The organism is Enterobacter cloacae complex sp. ECL72 (assembly GCF_019056635.1).
Taxonomy (GTDB): domain Bacteria; phylum Pseudomonadota; class Gammaproteobacteria; order Enterobacterales; family Enterobacteriaceae; genus Enterobacter; species Enterobacter hormaechei_C.
In genome coordinates this window covers 2281571-2307609 of sequence record NZ_CP077659.1, presented here as the reverse complement: position 1 = coordinate 2307609, position 26039 = coordinate 2281571, and the positions used below count along the sequence as shown (strand labels likewise).

Below are 26039 nucleotides of genomic sequence, written 5' to 3'. Positions count from 1 at the left end.
CTACGGCTTGGTCGCAATCAATACCGCACGCATCGGGGCCGGATAGCCTTCGATGGTTTTACTGTGATCGTCCGGGTCGAGGAATTGCTCCAGCGATTCGGTGATCATCCAGTCGGTGCGGCGCTGTTCCTCAACTGACGTCACGCACACATCGGCGATGCGTACATCGACAAACCCACATTTCTCCAGCCAGTTCTTCAGCGCCAGCGCGGAAGGGATGAAGTAAACGTTGCGCATCTGCGCATAGCGATCGCCCGGCACCAGAACGGCATGTTCATCGCCTTCGATGACCAGCGTTTCCAGCACCAGTTCGCCGCCGCTGACCAGCTGATCTTTCAACTGCCAGAGATGCTCCAGCGGGGAACGACGGTGGTACAGCACACCCATCGAGAAAACGGTATCAAACGCTTTCAGGGCAGGGAGTTGCTCGATACCCAGCGGCAGCAGGTGCGCACGCTGGTCGTTACCCAGGAGCTTACGCACCGCTTCAAACTGGCACAGGAACAGCTGCATCGGATCGATACCGACGGCCAGATGCGCGCCTGCGCCGATCATGCGCCACATGTGATAGCCGCTACCGCAGCCCACGTCCAGAATGGTGCGCCCGGTCAGGTCGGATAAATGCGGCAGAACGCGATCCCACTTCCAGTCAGAGCGCCACTCGGTGTTGATATTTACACCGTACAGCGAGAACGGCCCTTTGCGCCACGGCATCAGGTTACGCATCAGCGTTTCGATGCGGTTGATCTGCCCGGCCGGGAGCGGCTCTTCGCTCTCCGCCGTCACGCTGTGCAGCAAATCCAGACGATGAGGCGTCAGTTCAGGCAGAAACTCCACGGCGTTGGACCACTGCTTCAACAGACCATGCTGCTGATCGCGCTGCCAGGCGGCAATTTGCGCAGGCAGGGTTTCCAGCCAGTGGGAAAGGTGGTTTTTGGCAATCAGCTGATAGAAATTACCGAACTCGATCATGCTGCGTCTCCGGCTTTAAGCGCCACCAGAGAACCAAAGTTAAAGCACTGGAACCACAGTTCGCTGTGTTCAAATCCGGCTTTGCGCAGGCGCGCTTTGTGGGTTTCTACAGAATCCGTCAGCATGACGTTTTCAAGCATGCTGCGCTTCTGGCTGATCTCCAGCTCGCTGTAGCCATTTGCACGCTTGAAATCATGGTGCATGTTGAACAGCAGTTCGCCCACGCTGGCGTCTTCAAAGCTGAATTTCTCAGACAACACCAGCGCGCCGCCCGGGTTCAGGCCCTGATAAATCTTATCCAGCAACCGCTGACGATCGTCCGGTACCAGGAACTGAAGGGTAAAGTTCAGTACCACCATCGAGGCGTTCTGGATGTCGATATCGCGGATATCGCCTTCTACCACCTCCACAGGCGTAGGGGCTTTATACGCATCAATGTGGCGACGGCAGCGTTCAACCATAGCCGGTGAGTTATCGACAGCCACAATCTTGCAGCCTTCGTGATGAACGTTACGACGAATAGACAGCGTTGCCGCTCCCAGCGAACAACCCAGGTCATAGACCTGCGTGCCGGGTTGAACAAAACGCTCCGCCAGCATGCCGATCATGGAGATAATATTGGAATAACCGGGAACAGAGCGCTGGATCATATCCGGGAAGACTTCGGCTACCCGTTCATCAAAGGTCCAGTCGCCCAGGCTGGCGATAGGCGCGGAAAAAAGCGTGTCGCGATCTGACATAACGTAAAAATCCGGGAAAAATAAAGGGGCATATTGTGCGCTAATGGAAGGAGAAAACCAACTCCCACGGCATATACCAAAGGTTAGCCAGCACCATCAGCAAAAGCGAGCACCAGGTCGCGCTCATGCCGGAACGACGCCAGCGGATCAGGCGGTGGTGAAAACCATAATAATGCATCAAACGCCCTGCAATCAGCAGCAGCCCACAGACGTGCACCATCCAGGTTTCAGCGCCATCCATCTCCATTAACAGCAGTAAAATTAACGCGACGGGAATGTACTCGACCGCGTTGCCGTGGATGCGGATTGCGCTTTGTAGCTCAGAAAAGCCCCCGTCACCGTACGAGACGCGGTACTGCATTCTCAGGCGCACAACATCAAATGAAAACTTAATCAGCAGTAATGCACCTAACACCGCATACAGCGCGCTGACCATACTAACTCCCTGTTTTTGGCAGATGGCACGTCTCTATGATAGGGGGTGATTTCAGAAAAGAGAAGATTGTTGTGGGATGGACGGCGCGGGGCCAACCGACGGAACCGCCTGCTGCAAGGCCTGCCAGAGAGCATCGACCAGTTCAGGCGCCTGTGCGATATCCGGCGTATGTAAAAAAAGGTACGGCGTGGTGGTGTGCTCCCATTTCGCCAGCGTTTGCAGCCAGACGGCGAACATCTCCTCATTTTGCTGCATGTTATCGCTGCCGATAAACCGGACCATCGGGTTCTGTGCCGTTACGATCGCGTGGACGGGCACTTTCGGTTTTTTGCGCTGGGCATCAACAACGGCTTCGCTGTGCGGGATTGCGCTATGTACGGGGCGGCTGTCGAGGATCACGCGGTTGACCGATCGTTCATGCAGGCCGCGATTGAGCGCTTTCTCCGCGTCGCCCTTGGCAAAGAATTCCGGATGCCTTACTTCTACGCCGTAGGTGAAGCCATGCGGCAGGGCGTCGAGAAACTGCCAGAGGGCAGGCAGGTCGCGCGGGCCAAACGTGGCGGGAAGCTGGAGCCAGTACTGGCCAATACGGTTGGCCAGAGGCGACATCCGGGTGAAAAACTCGTGGGTTAAATCATCGCAGTTGCGCAGCGCGGCGTTGTGGGAGATGGTCGCCGGGAATTTAAAGCAAAAGCGGAAGTCGTCGCTGGTTTGCTCGCGCCAGCGTTCGACGATCTCCGCGCGGGGCAGAGCGTACAGCGTGGTATTGCCCTCCACGCAGTTAAAGTGTCGGGCATACTCTTCAAGGCTGGTAATACCCAGGCGCACCCATTTCGGGTGCGACCACTGGGGCAGGCCCACGTACATCATAGCGCGCTGAGGATCTCATCCGTGCTGCGCACGCGACCGATACGCGGGAAGATATGGGTCATGCTGCCCTGGTGCTGATCCGCAGAGGCTGCGCTGCACGCATCTTCCGCGATCACCAGGTTAAAGCCCAGCTCCCAGGCGTTACGGGCGGTGGATTCCACACCGATGTTGGTGGAGATCCCGCACAGAATAATAGTGTCGATCCCGCGACGGCGCAGCTGGAGCTCCAGGTCGGTGCCGTAGAATGCGCCCCACTGGCGTTTGGTGACTTCTATATCGCTGTCGCGTTTACCGAGCGAGACAGGATATGTCCACCAGTTGTCCGGCAGCGCCTGCGCCGGGGCCTTGGCATCAACCGGCTGTTTTAACGCTTCGGCGAAATCAGCGGACCAGCCGACGCGCACCATAACAACAGGCGAGCCGCTGGCGCGGCATTTTTCTGCCAGGCGCGCAGCGCGGCTGACCACATCGTCAGCGGTGTGCGGACCACCGGCAAAAGGCAGAATGCCTTCCTGTAAATCAATGACCACAAGGGCGGTTTTGGTGGCATCAAGTGTAAACATCGTCACTCCCGTCAAATGATTGCTTTTCTACACCTTACGACGTGATGGCCTGTTATCGGTCGGATAATTTTGTTAATTTTTGTGAGAATAGGCAATAAGAGTTCAGCAAACGCGCGTCAGGCCGTGCTTCGCTCTTATCGTGCGGCAGAATTTCCAGTATAATAGCCGCCTTTTTTCATCCAGTTGTGACATACAGAAAGCTGCGACATCGTAGCCTGCGAGACAGGCGACAATCAGCCTGCGGCTAATTAAGGGATATCTCATGCGTACAGAATATTGCGGGCAGCTGCGTCAGTCCCACGTCGGGCAGCAGGTCACCCTGTGTGGTTGGGTCAATCGTCGTCGCGATCTTGGTAGCCTTATCTTTATTGATATGCGTGACCGCGAAGGTATCGTTCAGGTGTTCTTCGATCCGGATCGCGCTGATGCGTTGAAGCTGGCTTCTGAGCTGCGCAATGAGTTCTGCATTCAGGTGACGGGCACCGTGCGTGCGCGTGACGAGAAAAACGTCAACGCCGACATGGCGACCGGCGCTATCGAAGTGCTGGCGTCCGATCTGACGATCATCAACCGCGCGGAAGCGTTGCCGCTGGACTCCAACCACGTCAACACCGAAGAAGCGCGTCTGAAATACCGCTACCTGGATCTGCGTCGTCCGGAAATGGCTCAGCGCCTGAAAACCCGTGCGAAAATCACCAGCCTGGTGCGCCGTTTTATGGATGACCACGGTTTCCTTGATATCGAAACCCCGATGCTGACCAAAGCCACGCCGGAAGGCGCGCGCGACTACCTGGTGCCATCCCGCGTCCATAAAGGCAAATTCTACGCGCTGCCGCAGTCACCACAGCTTTTCAAACAGCTGCTGATGATGTCCGGCTTCGATCGCTACTATCAGATCGTGAAATGCTTCCGCGACGAAGACCTGCGCGCTGACCGTCAGCCAGAATTTACCCAGATCGATGTGGAAACCTCCTTCATGACCGCTGAGCAGGTGCGTGAGGTGATGGAAGCCCTGGTGCGTAGCCTGTGGAACGACGTGAAAGGCGTTGAGCTGGGCGATTTCCCTGTCATGACCTTCGCGGAAGCCGAGCGTCGCTACGGTTCTGACAAACCAGACCTGCGTAACCCGATGGAGCTGGTGGACGTGGCAGACCTGGTGAAAGCCGTTGAGTTCGCGGTCTTTGCTGGCCCGGCTAACGATCCGAAAGGCCGCGTGGCTGCCCTGCGCGTTCCGGGCGGTGCTGCCCTGAGCCGTAAGCAGATTGACGACTACGGCAGCTTCATCAAGATCTACGGCGCGAAAGGTCTGGCCTATATTAAAGTAACCGAGCGTGCAAAAGGTCTGGAAGGCATCACCAGCCCGGTGGCGAAGTTCCTGAATGCGGACATCGTGGAAGCGATCCTTGAGCGCACCGGCGCGCAGGACGGCGACATGATCTTCTTCGGCGCAGACAACAAGAAAGTGGTTGCGGATGCGATGGGCGCGCTGCGTCTGAAGCTCGGCAAAGACCTGAACCTGACCGACGAAAGCAAATGGGCGCCGCTGTGGGTGATCGACTTCCCGATGTTTGAAGACGACGGTGAAGGCGGCCTGACCGCGATGCACCACCCGTTCACCTCGCCAAAAGAGATGACGGCGGCAGAGCTGAAAGCGGCGCCGGAAGACGCGGTGGCAAACGCCTACGATATGGTCATCAACGGCTACGAAGTGGGCGGCGGCTCCGTGCGTATTCACAGCGGTGAAATGCAGCAGACCGTGTTCGGCATTCTGGGCATTAACGAGCAGGAGCAGCGCGAGAAGTTTGGCTTCCTGCTGGACGCCCTGAAGTACGGTACCCCTCCGCACGCGGGTCTGGCCTTCGGTCTTGACCGTCTGACCATGCTGCTGACCGGCACCGACAACATCCGTGATGTGATCGCCTTCCCGAAAACCACCGCAGCGGCGTGTCTGATGACTGAAGCGCCAAGCTTTGCCAACCCGGCCGCGCTGGCTGAGCTGGGCATTGAGGTGGTGAAGAAGGAAGAGAAAAACTGATATGGCATATAAGCGTCCCGTTTCGGTTCTGGTGGTCATTTATGCAGAAGACACGAAGCGGGTGCTGATGTTGCAGCGGCGCGACGATCCGGATTTCTGGCAGTCGGTTACCGGCAGCCTGGAAGAGGGGGAGACCGCGCCGCAGGCCGCCGCGCGTGAAGTAAAGGAAGAGGTCGCCATTGATGTTGCTTACGAGCAACTGACCCTGAAGGACTGTCAGCGCACGGTGGAGTTTGAAATTTTTAGCCATTTACGTCATCGCTATGCACCGGGCATTGAGCGCAATACGGAATCGTGGTTCTGCCTTGCGCTTCCCCATGAGCGGGAGATCGTGTTCACGGAACACCTGACCTACCGCTGGGTGAATGCGGCGGATGCCGCCGCACTGACCAAGTCGTGGAGCAACCGGCAGGCGATTGAAGAATTTGTAATTAACGCTGCCTGAGAAGGCGCGATTTTTGGAGAACTTTTTATGGCAGGTCATAGTAAGTGGGCCAACACCAAACACCGCAAAGCGGCACAGGATGCCAAACGCGGTAAAATCTTTACCAAAATCATTCGTGAGCTGGTGACAGCGGCGCGTTTGGGCGGCGGCGATCCGGCCTCTAACCCACGTCTGCGCGCGGCGGTGGATAAAGCCCTGTCCAACAACATGACGCGTGACACCCTGAACCGTGCCATCGCACGTGGCGTGGGCGGTGATGAAGACGCGAACATGGAAACCATCATTTATGAAGGTTACGGTCCTGGCGGTACGGCGGTGATGGTTGAGTGTCTGTCCGACAACCGTAATCGTACCGTTGCGGAAGTGCGTCACGCGTTCACCAAAACTGGCGGCAACCTGGGCACTGACGGTTCTGTAGCGTACCTGTTCAGCAAAAAAGGCGTCATCTCCTTCGAGAAAGGCGACGAAGATGCGATCATGGAAGCGGCGCTGGAAGCCGGTGCGGAAGACGTGGTGACCTACGACGACGGTGCTATTGATGTTTACACCGCATGGGAAGAGATGGGTGCCGTGCGCGATGCGCTGGAAGCGGCTGGCCTGAAGGCGGATAACGCTGAAGTCTCCATGATCCCGTCTACCAAAGCGGACATGGATGCGGAAACCGCACCGAAACTGCTGCGTCTGATCGACATGCTCGAAGACTGCGACGACGTGCAGGAAGTGTATCACAACGGTGAAATCTCTGATGAGGTTGCAGCGACTCTCTGATGAGAGCCTGTAAACCGTTTACGGGAGACGCGTGATGTCGATTATTCTCGGGATTGACCCCGGCTCACGCGTCACCGGCTATGGCGTTATCCGTCAGGTGGGACGCCAGCTAACCTACCTCGGCAGCGGCTGTATTCGCACCAAAGTGGACGATCTGCCATCGCGCCTGAAGCTCATCTATGCGGGCGTGTCGGAGATCATCACCCAGTTCCAGCCGGACTATTTCGCCATCGAGCAGGTCTTTATGGCGAAAAACGCTGACTCGGCGTTAAAGCTCGGTCAGGCGCGCGGCGTGGCGATTGTTGCCGCCGTGAACCAGGATCTGCCGGTGTTTGAGTACGCGGCCCGTCAGGTTAAGCAGACGGTGGTGGGCATTGGTAGCGCGGAGAAAAGCCAGGTGCAGCACATGGTGCGTACCCTGCTGAAGCTCCCTGCGAACCCGCAGGCCGACGCCGCGGATGCGCTGGCCATTGCGATTACCCACTGTCACGTCAGCCAGAATGCGATGCAAATGAGCGAGTCGCGGCTCAATCTGGCGCGAGGCAGGTTACGATAATGACAAATCAGGCTGGATGTTTATCCAGCCTTTTTTTATTATGTCGGCAGATAATTTCTTCCAGAACGCAGGAGCGTCACGTGATAGGCAGACTCAGAGGCATCATCATTGAAAAACAACCCCCGTTAGTGCTGCTGGAGGTGGGTGGCGTGGGCTATGAAGTCCATATGCCGATGACCTGCTTCTATGAGCTGCCGGAGGCGGGCAAAGAGGCGGTTGTCTTTACCCAGTTTGTGGTGCGTGAAGATGCTCAGCTGCTGTACGGCTTCAATAACAAACAGGAACGCACACTGTTCCGCGAATTGATTAAAACCAACGGCGTCGGGCCGAAGCTGGCCCTGGCGATTCTGTCCGGTATGTCAGCGCCACAGTTTGTGAACGCCGTTGAGCGTGAAGATCCAGCTGCGTTAATTAAACTTCCGGGCATCGGGAAGAAAACCGCCGAGCGCCTGATTGTCGAGATGAAGGACCGCTTCAAAGGTCTGCATGGCGATCTGTTCACGCCGGCAGCCGATCTGGTGCTGACTTCCCCGGGCGCGCCTGCATCGGATGATGATGCCGAGCAGGAAGCGGTTGCCGCGCTGGTGGCGCTGGGCTATAAACCTCAGGAGGCCAGCCGGATGGTGAGCAAAATTGCTAAACCGGATGCCAGCAGTGAAACTCTGATTCGTGAAGCGCTGCGCGCTGCATTGTGAGGTAAAGGATGATTGAAGCAGACCGCCTGGTATCGGCAGGCACTATTCAGCCAGATGACGTGGTGGATCGCGCGATCCGTCCCAAACTGCTGGATGAGTACATCGGCCAGCCGCAGGTTCGTTCTCAGATGGAGATTTTCATCCAGGCGGCAAAGCTGCGCGGCGATGCGCTCGATCACCTGCTGATTTTTGGGCCGCCGGGGTTAGGTAAAACCACCCTGGCGAATATCGTCGCCAATGAAATGGGCGTTAACCTGCGTACCACCTCCGGCCCGGTACTGGAGAAAGCAGGGGACCTGGCGGCGATGCTGACCAACCTCGAACCGCATGACGTGCTGTTTATCGATGAGATCCACCGTCTTTCACCGGTGGTGGAGGAAGTGCTCTATCCGGCAATGGAGGATTACCAGCTGGATATCATGATCGGTGAAGGCCCGGCCGCGCGCTCGATCAAAATCGATCTGCCGCCGTTTACCCTGATTGGCGCCACGACCCGCGCCGGCTCTCTGACCTCTCCGCTACGCGACCGGTTTGGTATCGTGCAGCGTCTGGAGTTTTATCAGGTGCCTGACCTTCAGCATATTGTGGGCCGCAGCGCGCGCTACATGGGGCTGGATATGAGCGAAGAGGGGGCGTTTGAAGTGGCGAAGCGCTCCCGCGGTACGCCGCGTATCGCCAACCGCCTGCTGCGCCGGGTGCGTGACTTTGCCGAGGTGAAGCACGACGGCACCATATCGGCCGAGATCGCCGCCCAGGCGCTGGATATGCTGAATGTCGATGCCGAAGGCTTTGACTATATGGACCGTAAGCTGCTGCTGGCGGTGCTGGATAAGTTCTTTGGCGGGCCGGTAGGGCTGGATAACCTGGCGGCGGCAATTGGCGAAGAGCGTGAGACTATCGAGGACGTGCTGGAGCCGTATCTGATCCAGCAGGGCTTCTTGCAGCGTACCCCGCGTGGTCGTATGGCAACGGTGCGGGCGTGGAATCATTTCGGCATTACGCCGCCCGCGATGCCGTAAGCAGCGATAAATTGTAGCCCCGGTAAGCGAAGCGCCACCGGGGACATGCTGACTACTGCGCGGTCTTTTTCATCATACTGAAAATAAACAACACCGCCGCGCACAGTACCACCGACGGCCCCGCTGGCGTGTCATAAAACGCCGAGAAGGTTAACCCGCCCGTCACCGCAATCATTCCGATAATCACCGCGATACCGGCCATTTGCTCCGGCGTACGCGCAAAACGGCGCGCAGTGGCGGCAGGAATTATCAGCAGCGACGTGATGATCAGCGCGCCGACAAACTTCATCGCCACGCCGATGGTTAACGCCGTCACCAGCATCAATAGCAGCTTCACGCGCTGAAGCTTCACGCCGTCGACAAAGGCCAGATCCGGGCTGACGGTCATAGCCAGTAAATTTCGCCACTGCCACAGCAGGATCCCGAGCACCACTGCCACGCCAATGGCAATAGAAATCAGATCTTCGGGCGTGACGGCCAGCAGATCGCCGAACAGATAGGCCATCAGGTCTACGCGGATGTTTGACATCAGGCTCACTACCACCAGGCCCAGCGACAGGACGCTGTGCGCCATAATGCCGAGCAGGGTATCAATTGCCAGGTGAGGGCGTTTTTCCAGCCAGACCAGACCGGCAGCCAGCAGCAGCGTGACGACAATCACCGCATAAAACGGGTTCACGTCCAGTAACAAACCAAACGCCACACCCAGCAATGAAGCATGGGCCAGCGTATCGCCGAAATAGGACATTCTGCGCCAGACGACAAACGAGCCGAGTGGACCCGCGGCGCAGGCAAGCATAATCCCGGCCAGCCAGCCGGGCAGTAACAGTTCAATCATGAGTGTCCATTTCCCCGACGCAGGACGATTCGTCCCTGTAAATCATGGCGGTGATTGTGATTATGACGATAGATGCCCAGCTGTTCGGCGCCGCGATGGCCAAACATAGAGATAAATTCCGGATGCATTGACACCACTTCCGGCGTGCCGGAACAACAAATGTGATGGTTCAGGCACAGCACTTCGTCGGTTTTGGCCATCACCAGGTGCAGATCATGGGACACCATCAGCACCGCGCAGTTTAGCTCCCGACGGAGCTGGTCAATCAGATCGTACAGCGCAACCTGACCGTTGACGTCAACACCCTGCGTCGGCTCGTCCAGGACCAGCAGCTGAGGGCTGCTGAGCAGGGCGCGGGCAAGTAATACGCGCTGGGTTTCACCGCCCGACAGCTTTTGCAAGGGCGCCTCAACAAGATGTCCCGCCTGAACGCGTTTCAGCGCCGGGAGGATATCCGCTTTACGCGTACCGGGACGGAGGCGCAGGAAGCGGCTCACCGTCAGGGGCAGGGTGGCATCGAGGTGTAATTTTTGCGGCACATAGCCGATACGCAACTTGTCTTGGCGGACGATAACACCTGCATCAGGGGCTACCAGGCCTAATACGACGCGTACCAGCGTCGACTTGCCTGCACCGTTAGGGCCGAGCAGCGTGAGTATTTTGCCGGGCTTCAGATTCAGCGACACCTCAGAAAGGACGCGGCGCTGGCCGAATGAGACCGAAACATTTTCAAGAGAAACTAAAGTCGTCATGTCAATTTAAGCTTGCAGAAGTCATCGAATGTTATAATATCACATCCAACGCATTCATTACGATGATTAGTCGCATTATGTTACAGAAAAATACGCTTCTTTTCGCAGCTTTATCCGCTGCTCTTTGGGGTACAACAGCACAAGATGTTAACGCCGCCGTTGTCGCTTCGCTTAAACCGCTTGGATTTATCGCCTCTGCCATCGCGGATGGGGTCACTGAGACCCAGGTTCTGCTGCCTGACGGTGCTTCCGAGCATGATTATTCCCTGCGTCCATCTGATGTAAAACGCTTACAGAACGCGGACTTAGTCGTCTGGATTGGTCCTGAGATGGAAGCGTTCATGCAGAAGTCAGCCAGTCAGCTTCCCGCTGAGAAACAGGTGACGATTGCCGGGCTGTCCGGCGTGAAACCGTTACTCATGAAAGGAGCTGAGGACGAGGGTGACGAACACGACCACGACCATGCTCACGGTGAAAAAGGTGACGACCATCACCATCACGGCGAATACAACATGCATCTCTGGCTCTCCCCAGAGATAGCGCGGCTTACAGCGGTTGCAATCCACGACAAATTAGTGGAACTTATGCCGCAAAGTCGAATCAAACTCGACGCCAACCTGAAGGATTTTGAGGCTCAATTAGCCGCAACCGACAAACAGGTGGGTAACGAGCTCGCACCGCTTAAAGGAAAAGGGTACTTCGTTTTTCATGATGCCTACGGGTATTACGAGAAACATTACGGTCTGACCCCGCTGGGGCATTTTACCGTCAACCCTGAAATTCAGCCTGGTGCGCAGCGTTTACATGAAATCAGAACACAGTTGGTTGAGCAAAAAGCGACATGCGTTTTTGCTGAGCCACAGTTCAGGCCAGCGGTCGTAGAAGCCGTGGCCAGGGGAACATCCGTGCGCATGGGAACCCTTGACCCGCTAGGTACGAACATCCAGTTGAGCAAAGCGAGCTATTCGCAGTTCCTCAGCCAACTGGCGAATCAGTATGCGAGCTGCCTGAAAGGAGATTAACGAGGAAGTGAATACGTGCAACAGATAGCCCGCTCTGTCGCCCTGGCATTTAACAATCTGCCTCGACCCCACCGCGTTATGCTGGGGTCGCTTACAGTTCTCACATTAGCGGTCGCCGTCTGGCGGCCCTATGTTTACCACCCGAGTTCCGCCCCAATCATTAAAACCATCGAACTGGAGAAGAGCGAGATCCGCTCTCTGCTGCCTGAGGCCAGCGAGCCTATCGATCAGGCCGCTCAGGAAGATGAAGCGATTCCCCAGGATGAGCTGGATGACAAGATCCAGAATGAAGCCGGCATTCATGAATATGTTGTATCTACTGGCGATACGCTGAGCAGCGTCCTGAACCAGTACGGTATCGACATGGGCAACATCAGCCAGCTCGCCGCATCCGATAAAGAGCTGCGTAACCTGAAAATTGGTCAGCAGCTTTCCTGGACCCTAACGCCCGACGGCGATCTGCAACGTCTGACCTGGGAGATGTCCCGTCGCGAAACCCGCACCTACGATCGCACTGCAAACGGTTTCAAAATGACCAGCGAATTGCAGCAGGGCGACTGGGTTAACAGCGTCATGAAAGGGACCGTCGGCGGCAGCTTTGTTTCCAGCGCACGCGATGCCGGCCTGACCAGCGCTGAAATCAGCTCGGTGATCAAAGCCATGCAGTGGCAGATGGATTTCCGCAAACTGAAAAAAGGCGATCAGTTCTCTGTCCTGATGTCCCGCGAAATGCTGGACGGTAAGCGCGAGCAGAGCCAGCTGGTGGGCGTTCGTCTGCGTTCAGACGGCAAAGACTACTACGCTATTCGCGCGGAAGACGGTAAGTTCTATGACCGCAGCGGTACGGGTCTGGCAAAAGGCTTCCTGCGTTTCCCAACGGCGAAACAGTTCCGCGTCTCCTCCAACTTCAACCCGCGTCGTCTGAACCCGGTAACTGGCCGCGTAGCGCCGCACCGTGGCGTTGACTTCGCCATGCCGCAGGGCACGCCAGTGCTGGCGGTAGGGGATGGTGAAGTGGTCATGGCGAAACGCAGCGGTGCTGCTGGCTACTACGTTGCTATTCGTCACGGTCGTACGTACACCACCCGCTACATGCACCTGCGTAAACTGCTGGTCAAACCGGGCCAGAAAGTGAAACGTGGCGATCGCATCGCGTTGTCCGGTAACACCGGCCGGTCGACGGGGCCGCACCTGCACTACGAAGTGTGGGTCAACCAGCAGGCAGTTAACCCGCTGACGGCAAAACTGCCGCGCACCGAAGGGCTGACCGGCAAAGATCGCAAAGATTACCTGGCGCAGGTGAAAGAGGTGATGCCGCAGCTGCGCTTCGACTAAGCTCTCCTGATTTAAAAAGCCGGCGTCAGTATGCGCCGGCTTTTTCTTTTGTGCGCGGGCGGCAGCCTCGCTACACTATCCGAATATATTTTTGCGTCACCAGACCCTGGAACCCGCATGGAAACCAAAAAAAACAATATTGAGTACATTCCTGAGTTCGAAAAATCTTTTCGCCACCCGCGTAACTGGGGCGCCTGGCTTGGCGTATACGCGTTTGCTGGCATGGCGTTGCTACCTGCCTCCCTCCGCGATCCGGTGCTCGGCAAAGTGGGGCGCCTGGCAGGGCGCTTAGGTAAAAGCGCACGCCGCCGCGCGCAAATAAATCTGTTGTACTGTTTTCCGGATAAAAGCGACGCCGAACGCGAAGCAATCATTGATGACATGTATACCACCGCGCCCCAGGCCATGGCGATGATGGCGGAACTGGCGCTGAAAGGGCCGGAGAAGATCGTCGAACGCGTTGACTGGAAAGGGCTGGAGATCATCGACGAGATGCGTCGCAATGATGAAAAGGTGATTTTCCTGGTGCCGCACGGCTGGGGGGTAGACATTCCGGCGATGTTAATGGCGTCGCAGGGCCAGAAAATGGCGGCGATGTTCCATAATCAGGGAAACAAAATCTACGACTTCGTCTGGAATACCGTGCGCCGTCGCTTTGGCGGGCGTTTGCACGCCCGAAACGATGGCATTAAGCCTTTCATTCAGTCGGTACGTCAGGGTTACTGGGGCTACTATCTGCCCGATCAGGACCACGGCCCGGAACACAGCGAGTTTGTCGATTTCTTCGCAACCTATAAAGCCACGCTACCCGCGATTGGTCGCCTGATGAAAGTCTGCCGCGCCCGCGTGATCCCACTGTTCCCGGTTTATGACGGTAAAACGCATCGCCTGAGCATTGAGGTACGTCCACCGATGGACGATCTGCTGACCGCAGACGATCACACCATCGCACGTCGCATGAATGAAGAGGTGGAGGTGCTGGTGGGGCCGCATAAGGAGCAATATACGTGGATCCTGAAGTTGCTCAAAACGCGTAAACCTGGTGAAACAGAGCCGTACAAGCGTAAAGAGCTTTTCCCGAAGAAATAGGAAACCTTCACCCCTCTCCCCATAGGGGAGAGGGGATCGGAGCTTACTCTACGGTCAGTACGCGGGTGGTATTGGTTGAGCCGATGGTGCTCATCACGTCACCCTGCGTCACGATAACGATATCACCGGATACCAGATAACCTTTGTCGCGCAGCAGGTTCACGGCATCGTGCGCGGCGGCCACGCCGTCGTTGGTGCTGTCGAAGTATACTGGCGTCACGCCGCGATACAGCGCCGTCAGGTTCAGCGTACGCTCGTGACGGGACATGGCGAAGATCGGCAGACCGGAGCTGATACGGGACGTCATTAGCGCGGTACGGCCAGATTCGGTCATGGTGATGATCGCCGTGACCCCTTTCAGGTGGTTGGCTGCGTACATCGCAGACATCGCAATCGCTTCTTCCACATTGTCGAACTGGATATCCAGGCGGTGCTTGGAGACGTTAATGCTTGGGATCTTCTCTGCACCCAGGCACACGCGCGCCATGGCGGCCACGGTTTCTGCCGGATACTGACCTGCCGCGGTTTCCGCTGACAGCATCACCGCATCGGTACCATCCAGCACGGCGTTCGCCACGTCCATGACTTCCGCACGGGTTGGCATTGGATTGGTGATCATGGATTCCATCATCTGGGTGGCGGTGATCACCGCGCGGTTCAGCTGACGCGCGCGACGGATCAGCGCTTTCTGGATACCGACCAGTTCAGGATCGCCAATTTCCACGCCCAGGTCACCACGGGCAACCATCACCACGTCAGACGCCAGGATCACGTCGTCCATCGCGTCCTGATCGCAGACCGCTTCAGCGCGTTCCACTTTCGCAACGATTTTCGCATCGCAGCCTGCATCGCGCGCCAGGCGGCGAGCATAGTTCAGATCTTCGCCGCAGCGCGGGAAGGAGACGGCCAGGTAATCCACGCCGATCTGCGCTGCGGTCACGATATCCGCTTTGTCTTTATCGGTCAGCGCTTCGGCAGACAGGCCACCGCCGAGTTTGTTGATGCCTTTGTTGTTGGAGAGCGGGCCGCCGACGGTCACTTCGGTGAATACCTTCATACCCTGAACTTCCAGCACTTTCAGCTGTACGCGTCCGTCGTCCAGCAGCAGGATGTCGCCAGGCACAACGTCAGCAGGCAGACCTTTGTAGTCGATACCCACTTTTTCCTTATCGCCTTCGCCTTTACTCAGGTTGGCATCCAGCAGGAATTTATCGCCGATGTTGAGGAAGACTTTGCCTTCTTTAAAGGTCGATACGCGGATTTTTGGACCTTGCAGGTCACCGAGGATAGCAACATGGCGGCCCAGTTTAGCTGCGATTTCACGCACTTTGTCGGCACGTAATTTATGGTCTTCTGGCGTACCGTGAGAGAAGTTCATGCGCACCACGTTGGCACCCGCGGCGATAATCTTTTCGAGGTTATTATCGCGGTCGGTGGCCGGGCCTAAGGTGGTGACGATCTTGGTTCTGCGAAGCCTTCTGGACATGTAATACTCCGTTGACTGAAACAACTTTGGTGTTGCGTGAACATAGAATCGGCCTTCATCTATCGCAAGGCAGTAGCGAGGGGACCGAATGCCGTAAATCGTACATCGTAGTTATTAGGGAACATCGCTCTTTATAAGCAATTCTTTATCAAAACGCGATTCTTTCAGGGCTTCCTTGACCCGCTTCAAGTTATCCCGGAATTTTGCGCCCCGGCGTAAGGTAAAACCGGTCGCCAGCACGTCGATGACCGTCAACTGCGCCAGGCGGGAGACCATCGGCATGTACATGTCGGTGTCCTCCGGTACGTCCAGGGTAATGGCGAGCGTTGCTTCCCGGGCCAGCGGCGTACCTGCCGTCGTCAGGGCGATGACCATCGCATCGTTGTCACGCGCGAGCTGCGCCAGCTCCACCTGGCTCTTGGTGCGGCCCGTATGGGAGATGAGTACCACGACATCATCTTCACTACAATTCATACAGCTCATGCGTTGCAGCACAATGTCATCGGAGTAAATCACCGGCACGTTAAAGCGAAAGAACTTATTCATGGCGTCATGCGCCACGGCGGCGGACGAGCCAAGGCCAAAGAAGGCAATCCGTTTGGCCTGCGTGAGAAGATCGACCGCGCGATTCACTGAACTCATGTCCAGAGACTGGCGAACGTGGTCGAGCGTGGCCATAGCCGATTCAAATATTTTTGCGGTGTAAGCATCAACGCTGTCGTCTTCATCTACATTGCGATTAACATACGGGGTGCCGTTTGCCAGACTTTGGGCCAGATGCAGTTTAAAATCAGGAAAGCCGCGCGTGTCCAGACTACGACAGAATCGATTGACCGTCGGTTCGCTGACGCCCGATTCCTGTGCCAGAGCGGCGATGCTTGAATGAATCGCCTGAGCGGGCGCGGCGAGAATAACTTCAGCCACTTTGCGCTCGGATTTGCTAAGGTGTTCCAGTTGAAACTGGATTTTTTCCAGCATGTTCATTGTTAACAAGACGCTCATGAGGGCATAAACGATTTCATAAAGAGATGAAATCTTGATTCGATTTAGCCGATATTACCCCCGGGACTCCCGAAAGGGTAATCGTCGACAAGAAATGTTGTTGTTTTTTTTCATTACTTGATCGACGTCGGGTTTTGCTCTGACCCTGTTGCGCAAAGAATCGACGTTTGTTGCGTCATCAGACGGGCGTAATGGCCCGGGCGACGAAAAATCACCGTATCGCACGCGACGTTAAGCGCTAATGGTTTCAGGAAACGCGTAAAAGCAGTACAGTGCATTGTAATAAAATTACAACGATACCTGGCAGAGTACCAGGCGATCTAACTGAGGAGAATGACATGGCGGTAACGCAAACAGCCCAGGCATGTGACCTGGTCATTTTCGGCGCGAAAGGCGATCTTGCACGCCGAAAATTGCTGCCTTCCCTGTATCAGCTCGAAAAAGCGGGCCAGATCCATCCCGACACCCGAATCCTTGGGGTAGGGCGCGCAGACTGGGATAAGGAGGCTTATACCAAAGTCGTGCGCGAGGCGCTCGAAACGTTCATGAAAGAGAAAATCGATGAAAGCCTTTGGGATAAGCTGAGCGGGCGTCTCGATTTCTGCAACCTGGACGTCAATGATGTAGGCGCCTTTACCCGTCTGGGTGAAATGCTTGACCAGGAAAATCGTGTCACTATTAACTATTTCGCGATGCCGCCAAGCACCTTCGGCGCCATCTGCAAAGGTCTGGGCGAGGCGAAGCTGAACGCCAAACCGGCGCGCGTGGTGATGGAGAAACCGCTGGGTACGTCGCTGGCGACCTCGCGTGAAATCAACGACCAGGTGGGCGAGTTCTTTGAGGAGTGTCAGGTTTACCGTATTGACCACTATCTGGGCAAAGAGACGGTACTGAACCTGCTGGCGCTGCGTTTTGCCAACTCCCTGTTCGTGAACAACTGGGACAACCGCACTATCGACCACGTGGAAATTACCGTGGCGGAAGAGGTGGGCATCGAAGGCCGTTGGGGCTACTTCGACCAGGCCGGCCAGATGCGGGACATGATCCAGAACCACCTGCTGCAAATTCTGTGCATGATTGCCATGTCTCCACCGTCAGATCTGACGGCCGACAGCATTCGTGATGCCAAAGTGAAAGTGCTGAAATCACTGCGCCGTATTGACCGCTCCAACGTGCGTGAGAAAACCGTGCGCGGCCAGTACACCGCAGGTTTTGCCCAGGGGAAAAAAGTTCCTGGCTATCTGGAAGAAGAGGGCGCGAACAAGTCCAGCAACACCGAGACGTTTGTGGCGATCCGCGTGGATATCGACGACTGGCGCTGGGCCGGTGTGCCGTTCTACCTGCGTACCGGTAAACGTCTGCCAGCAAAATGCTCCGAAGTGGTGGTCTACTTCAAAAATCCGGAACTGAACCTGTTCAAAGAATCCTGGCAGGAACTGCCGCAGAACAAACTGACCATCCGTCTGCAACCGGACGAGGGTGTGGATATTCAGATCCTCAACAAAGTGCCGGGCCTTGATCACAAACACAACCTGCAAACTACTAAGCTGGACCTGAGCTACTCTGAAACCTTCAACCAGACGCATCTCGCCGATGCTTACGAGCGTCTGCTGCTGGAAACCATGCGTGGTATCCAGGCGCTGTTCGTCCGCCGCGATGAAGTGGAAGAGGCGTGGAAGTGGGTCGACTCCATCACTGAAGCGTGGGCAGCCGATCAGGACGCGCCAAAACCGTATCAGGCGGGAACCTGGGGACCTGTCGCCTCCGTTGCGATGATCACCCGTGATGGCCGCTCCTGGAACGAGTTTGAATAACCACCTTCTCTAGCCCAAAGGTGTTATTTTACCGGTAACATGATCTAACACAGCAAGTGGCATAATTTTTATCTTTTAAGCTCCGCGTGGATTCACCCGCGGAGCTTTTTTTATTACACTCCCTTCAGACATTTTGCCCCTGTGCTCCGGATATCAGGCGTTTCAGCGTTGTTAACAACCGTCAGAAACTGTGTAAACTCCCGAGCCTGGACAGATAAATTAGAGGAGCTTTTATGAATCCGACATTGTTACGCGTAACACAACGCATCGTTGAACGCTCGAAAGAGACCCGTGCTGCCTACCTTGCCCGCATCGAACAGGCGAAGAGTGAAACTGTCCATCGCTCTCAGCTGGCCTGCGGGAATCTGGCCCACGGCTTTGCGGCCTGCCAGCCTGGTGATAAAGACGCGCTGAAAAGCATGTTGCGTAACAATATCGCCATCATTACCTCCTATAACGACATGCTTTCAGCCCACCAGCCGTATGAGGCCTACCCGGCTATCATCCGCAATGCGCTGCACAGCGTGAACGCGGTGGGCCAGGTTGCAGGCGGCGTGCCGGCCATGTGTGATGGCGTAACCCAAGGCCAGGACGGTATGGAGCTGTCCTTGCTGAGCCGCGAAGTGATCGCCATGTCGGCGGCAGTGGGCCTCTCTCACAACATGTTTGATGGCGCGCTCTATCTGGGCGTGTGCGACAAAATCGTCCCGGGGCTGGTGATGGCCGCGCTGTCGTTTGGCCATCTGCCAGCGATTTTTGTGCCGTCAGGCCCGATGGCTAGCGGTCTGCCAAACAAGGAAAAAGTCCGTATCCGCCAGCTGTATGCCGAAGGAAAAGCGGACCGTCAGGCACTGCTGGAAGCGGAAGCCGCGTCCTATCATGCGCCGGGCACCTGTACGTTCTACGGTACGGCCAACACCAACCAGATGGTGGTGGAGTTTATGGGTATGCAGCTGCCGGGCTCGTCGTTCATCCAGCCGGATGCGCCACTGCGTAAAGCGCTGACCGAAGCCGCAGCCCGTCAGGTGACGCGCCTGACCGGTAACGGCAACGAGTGGATGCCAATGGGCAAAATGGTGGATGAAAAAGTCATCGTAAACGGGATTGTCGCCCTGCTGGCGACCGGCGGTTCAACCAACCATACCATGCACCTTGTCGCGATGGCGCGCGCGGCGGGCATTCTGATCAACTGGGATGACTTCTCCGATATCTCCTCCGTGGTACCGCTGATGGCGCGTCTGTACCCGAACGGTCCGGCGGACATCAACCACTTCCAGGCCGCGGGCGGCGTGCCGGTGCTGATGCGCGAGCTGCTGAAAGGCGGCCTGCTGCATGAGGATGTCAACACGGTGGCGGGCTTTGGTCTGCATCGCTATACCCTTGAACCCTGGCTGAACAACGGTGAGCTGGACTGGCGCGAAGGGGCGAGCGACTCGCTCGATCCTCAGGTTATCGCAACCTTCGAACAGCCGTTCTCTCCTCACGGCGGCACCAAAGTGCTGAGCGGTAACCTTGGACGTGCCGTGATGAAAACCTCTGCCGTGCCGGAAGAGAATCAGGTTATCGAAGCCCCGGCGGTGGTGTTTGAAAGCCAGCACGACGTTTTACCTGCCTTTGACGCGGGTCTGCTTGATAAAGACTGCGTGGTCGTGGTGCGTCATCAGGGACCAAAAGCGAACGGGATGCCAGAATTACATAAACTTATGCCGCCGCTTGGTGTATTATTGGACCGCCGTTTCAAAATTGCGCTGGTAACCGATGGACGCCTCTCGGGGGCATCCGGTAAAGTGCCTTCAGCGATTCATGTCACCCCGGAAGCCTACGACGGCGGCCTGCTGGCGAAAGTGCGTGATGGTGACATGATCCGCGTTAACGGTCAGACAGGCGAGTTAACCCTGCTGGTGGATGAAGCAGAGCTGGCGGCGCGTCAGCCACATATTCCTGACCTGAGCGCGTCACGCGTGGGTACCGGACGCGAAATGTTTGGTGCGTTGCGTGAGAAACTCTCCGGTGCGGAGCAGGGCGCAACCTGTATTACGTTTTAAGACGACTTGATTTTAACGATCTGGCGAGAGAAAACTCTGATGAAAAACTGGAAAACAAGTGCAGAAGCAATCCTGACCACTGGCCCTGTCGTGCCGGTTATTGTGGTAAACAAACTGGAGCACGCTGTCCCAATGGCGAAGGCGCTGGTTGCGGGTGGCGTTCGTGTTCTGGAAGTGACCCTGCGTACGGCCTGTGCGATGGATGCGATCCGCGCTATCGCCAAAGAAGTGCCGGAAGCGATCATCGGTGCAGGTACGGTTCTGAATGCGCAGCAGCTGGCGGAAGTGACCGAAGCGGGCGCACAGTTTGCCATCAGCCCGGGGCTGACTGAGCCGCTACTGAAAGCCGCAACCGAAGGTTCTATTCCGCTGATCCCGGGTATCAGCACCGTTTCTGAACTGATGCTGGGCATGGACTACGGCCTGAAAGAGTTCAAATTCTTCCCGGCTGAAGCGAACGGCGGCACCAAAGCGTTGCAGGCCATTGCGGGCCCATTCTCCCAGGTGCGTTTCTGCCCAACGGGCGGCATCTCTCCGGCCAACTACCGTGACTATCTGGCGCTGAAAAGCGTGCTGTGCATCGGCGGCTCCTGGCTGGTTCCGGCGGATGCGCTGGAAGCAGGCGACTGGGATCGCATCACTAAACTGGCTCGCGAAGCGGTAGAAGGCGCGAAACAGTAAGTTTGTTTGCCGGGTGTCGGCTGCGCCTAACCCGGCCAGCCAGACAGTTAAAACGGGCCTTTCGGCCCGTTTTTTTATCCTGCTACGCTGACGTTCGCAGCCGCTCTTTTTGCTCTCGCGACGGCTTCGTCCACATTTTCCCCGGTCGCTAATGCCACGCCCAGACGACGGCTTCCGTCGATCTCCGGTTTGCCGAACAGCCGGACCTGCAAGCCTGCGCCAACCGCACCTTCGACGTTATCAAAGGTGACATTCTGGCTGGTCAGCTGCGGCAGGATCACCGCCGAGGCTGCCGGGCCGTACTGACGGATGCCGCCAACCGGCAGACCGAGGAAAGCGCGTACATGCAGCGCGAACTCAGAGAGATCCTGTGAAATCAGCGTAACCATCCCGGTATCGTGCGGACGAGGGGAGACTTCGCTGAAGATCATCTCGTCGCCGCAAACAAACAATTCCACGCCGAACAGGCCGTAGCCGCCCAGCGCCAGCACCGTCTTGCGGGCGATCTCCTGTGCGCGTGCCAGCGCCAGCGCGCTCATCTGCTGCGGCTGCCAGGATTCGCGATAATCGCCGTCTTCCTGCCGATGACCAATCGGGTCGCAGAAATAAACGCCATCCACGGCGCTGACGGTGAGCAGGGTAATTTCAAAATCAAACTTCACCACGCCTTCCACGATGACGCGCCCGGCCCCGGCTCGGCCTCCCTGCTGGGCATAGTCCCAGGCGTTGTCCAGCGTGCTGCTGTCGCGGATAAAGCTCTGCCCTTTGCCGGAGGAGCTCATTACCGGCTTAATGATGCACGGGTAGCCAATCTCCTCTACGGCCTGGAGAAACGCAGCTTTATCCCCGGCAAAACGGTAGCTGGAGGTCGGGAGCTGTAATTCTTCTGCCGCCAGGCGACGAATGCCTTCCCGGTTCATGGTCAGTTTTGCCGCAGTGGCGCAGGGCACCACGCGCTGGCCTTCCTGTTCAAGGGCAATCAACATCTCAGTGGCAATGGCCTCAATTTCAGGTACCACGAAATCCGGTTTTTCGTCGGCAATTAACCCCCGCAGCGCATTACCGTCAAGCATATCGATGACGTGCGAGCGATGCGCGACGTGCATGGCGGGCGCATTCGCGTAACGGTCCACCGCAATCACTTCCACACCTAAACGCTGGCATTCAATGGCCACTTCTTTACCCAGTTCACCCGATCCCAACAGCATGACGCGCGTCGCGGCGGGACGCAGCGCGGTTCCTAAACGAGTCATAAAAATCCCCCTGAAAAAGATGCGGGCAGTATAAACGAAAACGTTTGCGTCTGTCTTGTATGGGGATAACCGGACAGCAGGGAAATTTGCGCTTCTTTAGTACTGACAGACATTTCCTGACACCCGCTCGCTTAGGCTGTGAAGGTTACGCACTGTTACGTGAGGAAAAATATGTCAGGCTGGATGAATCAACTGCAATCCCTGTTGGGACAAAAAGGCTCGTCGTCCGGCGAGCAGGGTCTGAGCAAGCTGCTGGTGCCGGGTGCGCTCGGCGGGCTGGCCGGTTTGCTGGTTGCCAATAAATCATCGCGGAAACTGCTTACCAAATATGGTACCGGCGCGCTGCTGGCGGGCGGAGGGGCTATTGCAGGCTCCGTCTTATGGAACAAATACAAAGACAAGGTGCGCAGCGCGCATCAGGATGAACCGCAGTACGGGAAGCAGGTATCGCCGTTAGATTTACGCACCGAGCGGTTGATCCTCGCCCTGGTCTTTGCGGCCAAGAGCGACGGGCATATTGATGCCAGTGAACGTGCCGCAATTGAACAGCAGATGCGGGAAGCGGGCGTTGAGGAACAGGGCAGGGCGCTGGTGGCGCAGGCCATCGAACAGCCGCTTGATCCGCAGCGTCTGGCGCAAAGCGTGAAAAACGAAGAAGAGGCGCTGGAACTCTATTTTCTGAGCTGTGCCGCCATCGATATCGATCACTTTATGGAGCGCAGCTACCTGAACGCCCTGGGCGATGCGCTGAAGATCCCACAGGACGTTCGTGAGGGAATTGAGCAGGATATTCAGCAGCAGAAGCAGACCCTCGTGGGCTAGAAGGCCATGTTTCGCTTGCATCATACGCGTGTTTTGCCAACCTTATAGGATGTAAAACGAAAAAGTAAGAATGCCATGCCTCCAAAAGCCCGACGTACTCCTTATGCGATCACCACGCATGGCGATACGCGTATAGATAACTACTACTGGCTGCGGGACGATTCTCGTTCCCGGCCAGAGGTGCTGGACTATCTGCACGAGGAAAACGACTATGGCCGCCAGGTCATGGCCAGCCAGCAGGCGCTTCAGGATCAACTTCTGAAGGAAATGGTGCAGCGTATCCCCCAGCGTGATGTCTCTGCCCCGTGGTGCAAGAACGGTTATCGCTATCGCCATATTTATGAGCCGGGAAACGAATATCCCATCTACCAGCGCCAGTCTGTGCTGAGCGCCGAGTGGGATGAATGGGAGATCCTGCTGGATGCCAACAAACGTGCTGCCCACAGTGAGTTTTATACGCTGGGCGGCATGTCCATTTCCCCCGATAACGCCATTATGGCGCTGGCTGAGGATTACCTTTCCCGCCGCCAGTACGGTTTGCGTTTCCGCAATCTTGAAACGGGAAACTGGTATCCCGAAATGCTGGATAATGTCTCCCCCGATTTCGTCTGGGGTAACGATTCAGAAACGGTCTACTACGTTAAAAAGCATGTCTCAACGCTGCTGCCTTATCAGGTCTGGCGTCATACGGTGGGGACCGATTCCGCCGACGATGAACTGGTGTATGAGGAAAAAGATGAGACGTTCTATGTCAGCCTGCACAAAACGTCGTCTCGCCACTACGTGATCATTTTCCTCTCCAGCGCCACCACCTCAGAAGTGCTGCTGCTGGATGCAGAGCTGCCGGATGCGCAGCCTCTGTGCTTCCTGCCGCGCCGTAAAGATCATGAGTACAGCCTGGATCACTTCCAGCACAGCTTTTACTTGCGTTCGAACCGCGAGGGCAAAAACTTTGGCCTTTATAAAACCAAAGTGCGCGATGAACGCAAATGGGAAGTGTTAATTCCCGCGCGCGATCAGGTGATGCTGGAGGGGTTCACCCTGTTTACCGACTGGCTGGTGGTGGAAGAGCGTCAGCGCGGACTGACCAGTATCCGCCAAATCAACCGCAAAACCCGCGAAGTGGTGGGCATTGCGTTCGATGACCCGGCTTACGTAACGTGGATCGGCTTTAACCCGGAACCGGAATCGTCCCGCCTGCGGTACGGCTATTCGTCGATGACCACCCCGGATACGTTGTTTGAACTGGATATGGACACCGGGCAGCGTCAGGTGATTAAACAGGCTGAGGTCCGGGGTTTTGAGTCGGAAAATTATCGCAGTGAGCACCTGTGGGTGACCGCACGTGACGGCGTTGAAGTCCCAGTGTCGCTCGTCTATCACAAGGCGCACTTCAACAAAGGTAAAAACCCCATCCTCGTCTATGGCTATGGCTCCTATGGATCCAGCATGGACGCCGATTTCAGCAGCAGCAGGCTGAGCCTGCTCGACCGCGGTTTTGTTTATGCGATTGCCCATATTCGCGGCGGCGGCGAGCTGGGTCAGCACTGGTATGAAGACGGAAAATTTCTCAAAAAGAAAAATACCTTTAATGACTACCTTGATGTTTGCGATGCGCTGATCGCGCAGGGTTATGGCGATCCGCAGCTCTGCTTTGGCATGGGGGGCAGCGCCGGGGGCATGCTTATGGGCGCCGTGATCAACCAGCGGCCTGAACTGTTTAAAGGCGTTATCGCCCAGGTGCCGTTTGTGGACGTGGTGACGACCATGCTGGATGAGTCCATTCCACTGACCACCGGGGAGTTTGAGGAGTGGGGGAACCCGCAGGATGAAACCTATTATCGCTACATGAAAGAGTACAGCCCGTACGATAACGTCGAGGCGAAAGCCTATCCGCATATGCTGGTGACCACCGGCCTGCACGATTCCCAGGTACAGTACTGGGAGCCCGCGAAATGGGTGGCGAAGTTGCGTGAGCTGAAAACTGACGATAATTTACTGCTGCTGTGTACCGATATGGACTCGGGGCACGGAGGGAAATCAGGGCGATTTAAATCCTATGAAGGGGTGGCGCTGGAGTACGCCTTTTTGATTGGCCTGGCGCAGGATACGCTGCCAGGCCGGGCGGGGACTCAGGCTTCGCCTAAATAATGCTTCAGCGTCAGGCGCAGTTCCGGGCTCATTCTGTCGAGGTTGTTGTACAGCCAGCGCAGATAGCCCGGATCTTTGTCCGCCACTTCCGATACTGGCTTCCCGCGATATTTTCCGAACGTAAAGGTGGTCAGTAGCGCGGGGCGCCCGGTAATGGTCGCCATATCGTCTGGCGTCCAGCCGGAAGTATTCATGATATCAATCAGGAGCGCTGCGGTGATGTAGCAGTCGTAAAGAGCGCGGTGATGATGCAGCCCTTCCGGCGTCCGTACGCTGAGTTTGCGCGACTTATACAGCGCCATATTGCTGTATTTGATCCCCGGCCACAGACGGCGCGCCAGCTTCATAGTGCAAATCCATTCGCCGGGCATCTCCGGCAGCACGCGGCGGTCAAAGCTGGCGTTATGGGCCACATACCACTGGCTACCGTGGTAAAGAGGGATGATCTCTTCAATCCACGGCTTATCCGCCACCATCGATTCCGTAATACGATGTATCGCCATCGCCTGCGCACTGATGGGACGATCCGGGCGCACCAGATGGCTCATGGGGTTGACTATCTTTCCGTCAATCACGTCGACAGAAGCGACTTCCACAATTCCACCCTGCAAATCACAGGTTTCGGTATCGATAACGCGCAGCATTGATCG

At 56.6% G+C, this 26039-nt stretch carries 25 protein-coding genes; 14 read left to right on the top strand and 11 right to left on the bottom strand.

Annotated elements, in window-relative coordinates:
* The 5 genes from cmoB to KTH07_RS11210 are packed head-to-tail and all read right to left on the bottom strand — an operon-like array spanning window position 1 to window position 3581.
* Complete coding sequence (gene cmoB / locus KTH07_RS11230) at window positions 1–972, bottom strand: tRNA 5-methoxyuridine(34)/uridine 5-oxyacetic acid(34) synthase CmoB (protein ID WP_023303898.1); 972 nt, start codon at window positions 970–972, stop codon at window positions 1–3.
* Window positions 969–1712 carry a carboxy-S-adenosyl-L-methionine synthase CmoA gene (cmoA, locus tag KTH07_RS11225; RefSeq protein ID WP_003859735.1) on the bottom strand — a complete coding sequence of 248 codons (744 nt, stop codon included), beginning with the start codon at window positions 1710–1712 and terminating at the stop codon, window positions 969–971. Before cmoA ends, cmoB begins: the two co-directional genes overlap by 4 nt.
* Window positions 1713–1752: 40 nt before the next feature.
* Entirely contained in the window at window positions 1753–2148 is a 396-nt protein-coding gene (locus KTH07_RS11220) for an MAPEG family protein (protein WP_003859737.1), read from the bottom strand.
* A gap of 51 nt (window positions 2149–2199) precedes the next feature.
* Window positions 2200–3018, bottom strand: a complete 819-nt coding sequence (locus tag KTH07_RS11215; protein ID WP_023303897.1) for a DUF72 domain-containing protein — start codon at window positions 3016–3018, stop codon at window positions 2200–2202.
* On the bottom strand, window positions 3015–3581 hold the full coding sequence (locus tag KTH07_RS11210; RefSeq protein WP_015570278.1) for a hydrolase: 567 nt from the start codon (window positions 3579–3581) through the stop codon (window positions 3015–3017). The genes KTH07_RS11215 and KTH07_RS11210 overlap by 4 nt, the downstream gene beginning before the upstream one ends.
* A 262-nt stretch (window positions 3582–3843) precedes the next feature.
* Between KTH07_RS11210 and aspS the strand changes: the two genes are divergently transcribed.
* The 6 genes from aspS (at window position 3844) to ruvB (ending at window position 9099) form a co-directional block, all read left to right on the top strand.
* The gene (aspS, locus tag KTH07_RS11205; RefSeq protein WP_063161936.1) at window positions 3844–5616 is read left to right on the top strand and encodes an aspartate--tRNA ligase; all 1773 of its coding nucleotides are present in this window, start codon (window positions 3844–3846) and stop codon (window positions 5614–5616) included.
* Between the two features lies 1 nt (window position 5617).
* On the top strand, window positions 5618–6061 hold the full coding sequence (gene nudB / locus KTH07_RS11200) for a dihydroneopterin triphosphate diphosphatase (RefSeq protein ID WP_023296808.1): 444 nt from the start codon (window positions 5618–5620) through the stop codon (window positions 6059–6061).
* A gap of 27 nt (window positions 6062–6088) precedes the next feature.
* Window positions 6089–6829, top strand: a complete 741-nt coding sequence (locus KTH07_RS11195; RefSeq protein WP_003859747.1) for a YebC/PmpR family DNA-binding transcriptional regulator — start codon at window positions 6089–6091, stop codon at window positions 6827–6829.
* Window positions 6830–6863: 34 nt separating this feature from the next.
* The gene (ruvC, locus tag KTH07_RS11190) at window positions 6864–7385 is read left to right on the top strand and encodes a crossover junction endodeoxyribonuclease RuvC (RefSeq protein ID WP_003859749.1); all 522 of its coding nucleotides are present in this window, start codon (window positions 6864–6866) and stop codon (window positions 7383–7385) included.
* An 80-nt stretch (window positions 7386–7465) separates the two neighbouring features.
* Window positions 7466–8080 carry a Holliday junction branch migration protein RuvA gene (gene ruvA / locus KTH07_RS11185; RefSeq protein ID WP_003859751.1) on the top strand — a complete coding sequence of 205 codons (615 nt, stop codon included), beginning with the start codon at window positions 7466–7468 and terminating at the stop codon, window positions 8078–8080.
* 8 nt (window positions 8081–8088) lie between these two features.
* A complete protein-coding gene (gene ruvB / locus KTH07_RS11180; RefSeq protein ID WP_003859753.1) occupies window positions 8089–9099 on the top strand; it encodes a Holliday junction branch migration DNA helicase RuvB in 1011 nt (336 codons plus the stop codon).
* A 52-nt stretch (window positions 9100–9151) separates the two neighbouring features.
* Here ruvB and znuB read toward each other — a convergent pair whose 3' ends face one another.
* Together znuB and znuC are read right to left on the bottom strand one after the other, a co-directional pair.
* On the bottom strand, window positions 9152–9937 hold the full coding sequence (gene znuB / locus KTH07_RS11175; protein WP_032619520.1) for a zinc ABC transporter permease subunit ZnuB: 786 nt from the start codon (window positions 9935–9937) through the stop codon (window positions 9152–9154).
* Window positions 9934–10689, bottom strand: coding sequence for a zinc ABC transporter ATP-binding protein ZnuC (gene znuC, locus KTH07_RS11170; RefSeq protein ID WP_023296807.1), 756 nt, complete (start codon window positions 10687–10689; stop codon window positions 9934–9936). The genes znuB and znuC overlap by 4 nt, the downstream gene beginning before the upstream one ends.
* Window positions 10690–10766: 77 nt before the next feature.
* Here znuC and znuA point away from each other — a divergent pair, with 77 nt between their 5' ends.
* The 3 genes from znuA (at window position 10767) to lpxM (ending at window position 14135) form a co-directional block, all read left to right on the top strand.
* Window positions 10767–11711: a zinc ABC transporter substrate-binding protein ZnuA gene (gene znuA / locus KTH07_RS11165; RefSeq protein ID WP_032103662.1), complete on the top strand. Its 945-nt coding sequence runs from the start codon at window positions 10767–10769 to the stop codon at window positions 11709–11711.
* A 15-nt stretch (window positions 11712–11726) separates the two neighbouring features.
* Entirely contained in the window at window positions 11727–13046 is a 1320-nt protein-coding gene (gene mepM / locus KTH07_RS11160; protein WP_023303894.1) for a murein DD-endopeptidase MepM, read from the top strand.
* A gap of 117 nt (window positions 13047–13163) precedes the next feature.
* Window positions 13164–14135, top strand: a complete 972-nt coding sequence (gene lpxM, locus KTH07_RS11155; RefSeq protein ID WP_015570283.1) for a lauroyl-Kdo(2)-lipid IV(A) myristoyltransferase — start codon at window positions 13164–13166, stop codon at window positions 14133–14135.
* A 43-nt stretch (window positions 14136–14178) separates the two neighbouring features.
* On the opposite strand, the gene pyk is transcribed toward lpxM, so the two are convergent.
* Together pyk and KTH07_RS11145 are read right to left on the bottom strand one after the other, a co-directional pair.
* Window positions 14179–15621 carry a pyruvate kinase gene (pyk, locus tag KTH07_RS11150; RefSeq protein WP_003859767.1) on the bottom strand — a complete coding sequence of 481 codons (1443 nt, stop codon included), beginning with the start codon at window positions 15619–15621 and terminating at the stop codon, window positions 14179–14181.
* Between the two features lie 114 nt (window positions 15622–15735).
* Window positions 15736–16605: a MurR/RpiR family transcriptional regulator gene (locus tag KTH07_RS11145; RefSeq protein ID WP_003859769.1), complete on the bottom strand. Its 870-nt coding sequence runs from the start codon at window positions 16603–16605 to the stop codon at window positions 15736–15738.
* Window positions 16606–16961: 356 nt separating this feature from the next.
* On the opposite strand from KTH07_RS11145, the gene zwf reads away from it, so the two are divergent.
* The 3 genes from zwf to kdgA all read left to right on the top strand — a co-directional run bounded on the left by zwf (window position 16962) and on the right by kdgA (window position 21163).
* Window positions 16962–18437, top strand: coding sequence for a glucose-6-phosphate dehydrogenase (gene zwf, locus KTH07_RS11140; RefSeq protein ID WP_003859771.1), 1476 nt, complete (start codon window positions 16962–16964; stop codon window positions 18435–18437).
* Window positions 18438–18670: 233 nt separating this feature from the next.
* Window positions 18671–20482: a phosphogluconate dehydratase gene (edd, locus tag KTH07_RS11135; protein WP_017384346.1), complete on the top strand. Its 1812-nt coding sequence runs from the start codon at window positions 18671–18673 to the stop codon at window positions 20480–20482.
* Between the two features lie 39 nt (window positions 20483–20521).
* Entirely contained in the window at window positions 20522–21163 is a 642-nt protein-coding gene (kdgA, locus tag KTH07_RS11130) for a bifunctional 4-hydroxy-2-oxoglutarate aldolase/2-dehydro-3-deoxy-phosphogluconate aldolase (RefSeq protein WP_003859774.1), read from the top strand.
* Between the two features lie 74 nt (window positions 21164–21237).
* Here kdgA and purT read toward each other — a convergent pair whose 3' ends face one another.
* Window positions 21238–22416: a formate-dependent phosphoribosylglycinamide formyltransferase gene (purT, locus tag KTH07_RS11125; RefSeq protein ID WP_023303893.1), complete on the bottom strand. Its 1179-nt coding sequence runs from the start codon at window positions 22414–22416 to the stop codon at window positions 21238–21240.
* Between the two features lie 171 nt (window positions 22417–22587).
* Between purT and KTH07_RS11120 the strand changes: the two genes are divergently transcribed.
* Both KTH07_RS11120 and ptrB read left to right on the top strand, forming a co-directional pair.
* Window positions 22588–23238: a tellurite resistance TerB family protein gene (locus KTH07_RS11120; protein WP_015570286.1), complete on the top strand. Its 651-nt coding sequence runs from the start codon at window positions 22588–22590 to the stop codon at window positions 23236–23238.
* A 75-nt stretch (window positions 23239–23313) separates the two neighbouring features.
* A complete protein-coding gene (ptrB, locus tag KTH07_RS11115) occupies window positions 23314–25389 on the top strand; it encodes an oligopeptidase B (protein ID WP_017693247.1) in 2076 nt (691 codons plus the stop codon).
* Here the strand turns inward: ptrB and exoX are convergent.
* On the bottom strand, window positions 25371–26033 hold the full coding sequence (gene exoX, locus KTH07_RS11110) for an exodeoxyribonuclease X (protein WP_015570288.1): 663 nt from the start codon (window positions 26031–26033) through the stop codon (window positions 25371–25373). The genes ptrB and exoX overlap by 19 nt on opposite strands.
* Between the last annotated feature and the right edge of the window lie 6 nt (window positions 26034–26039).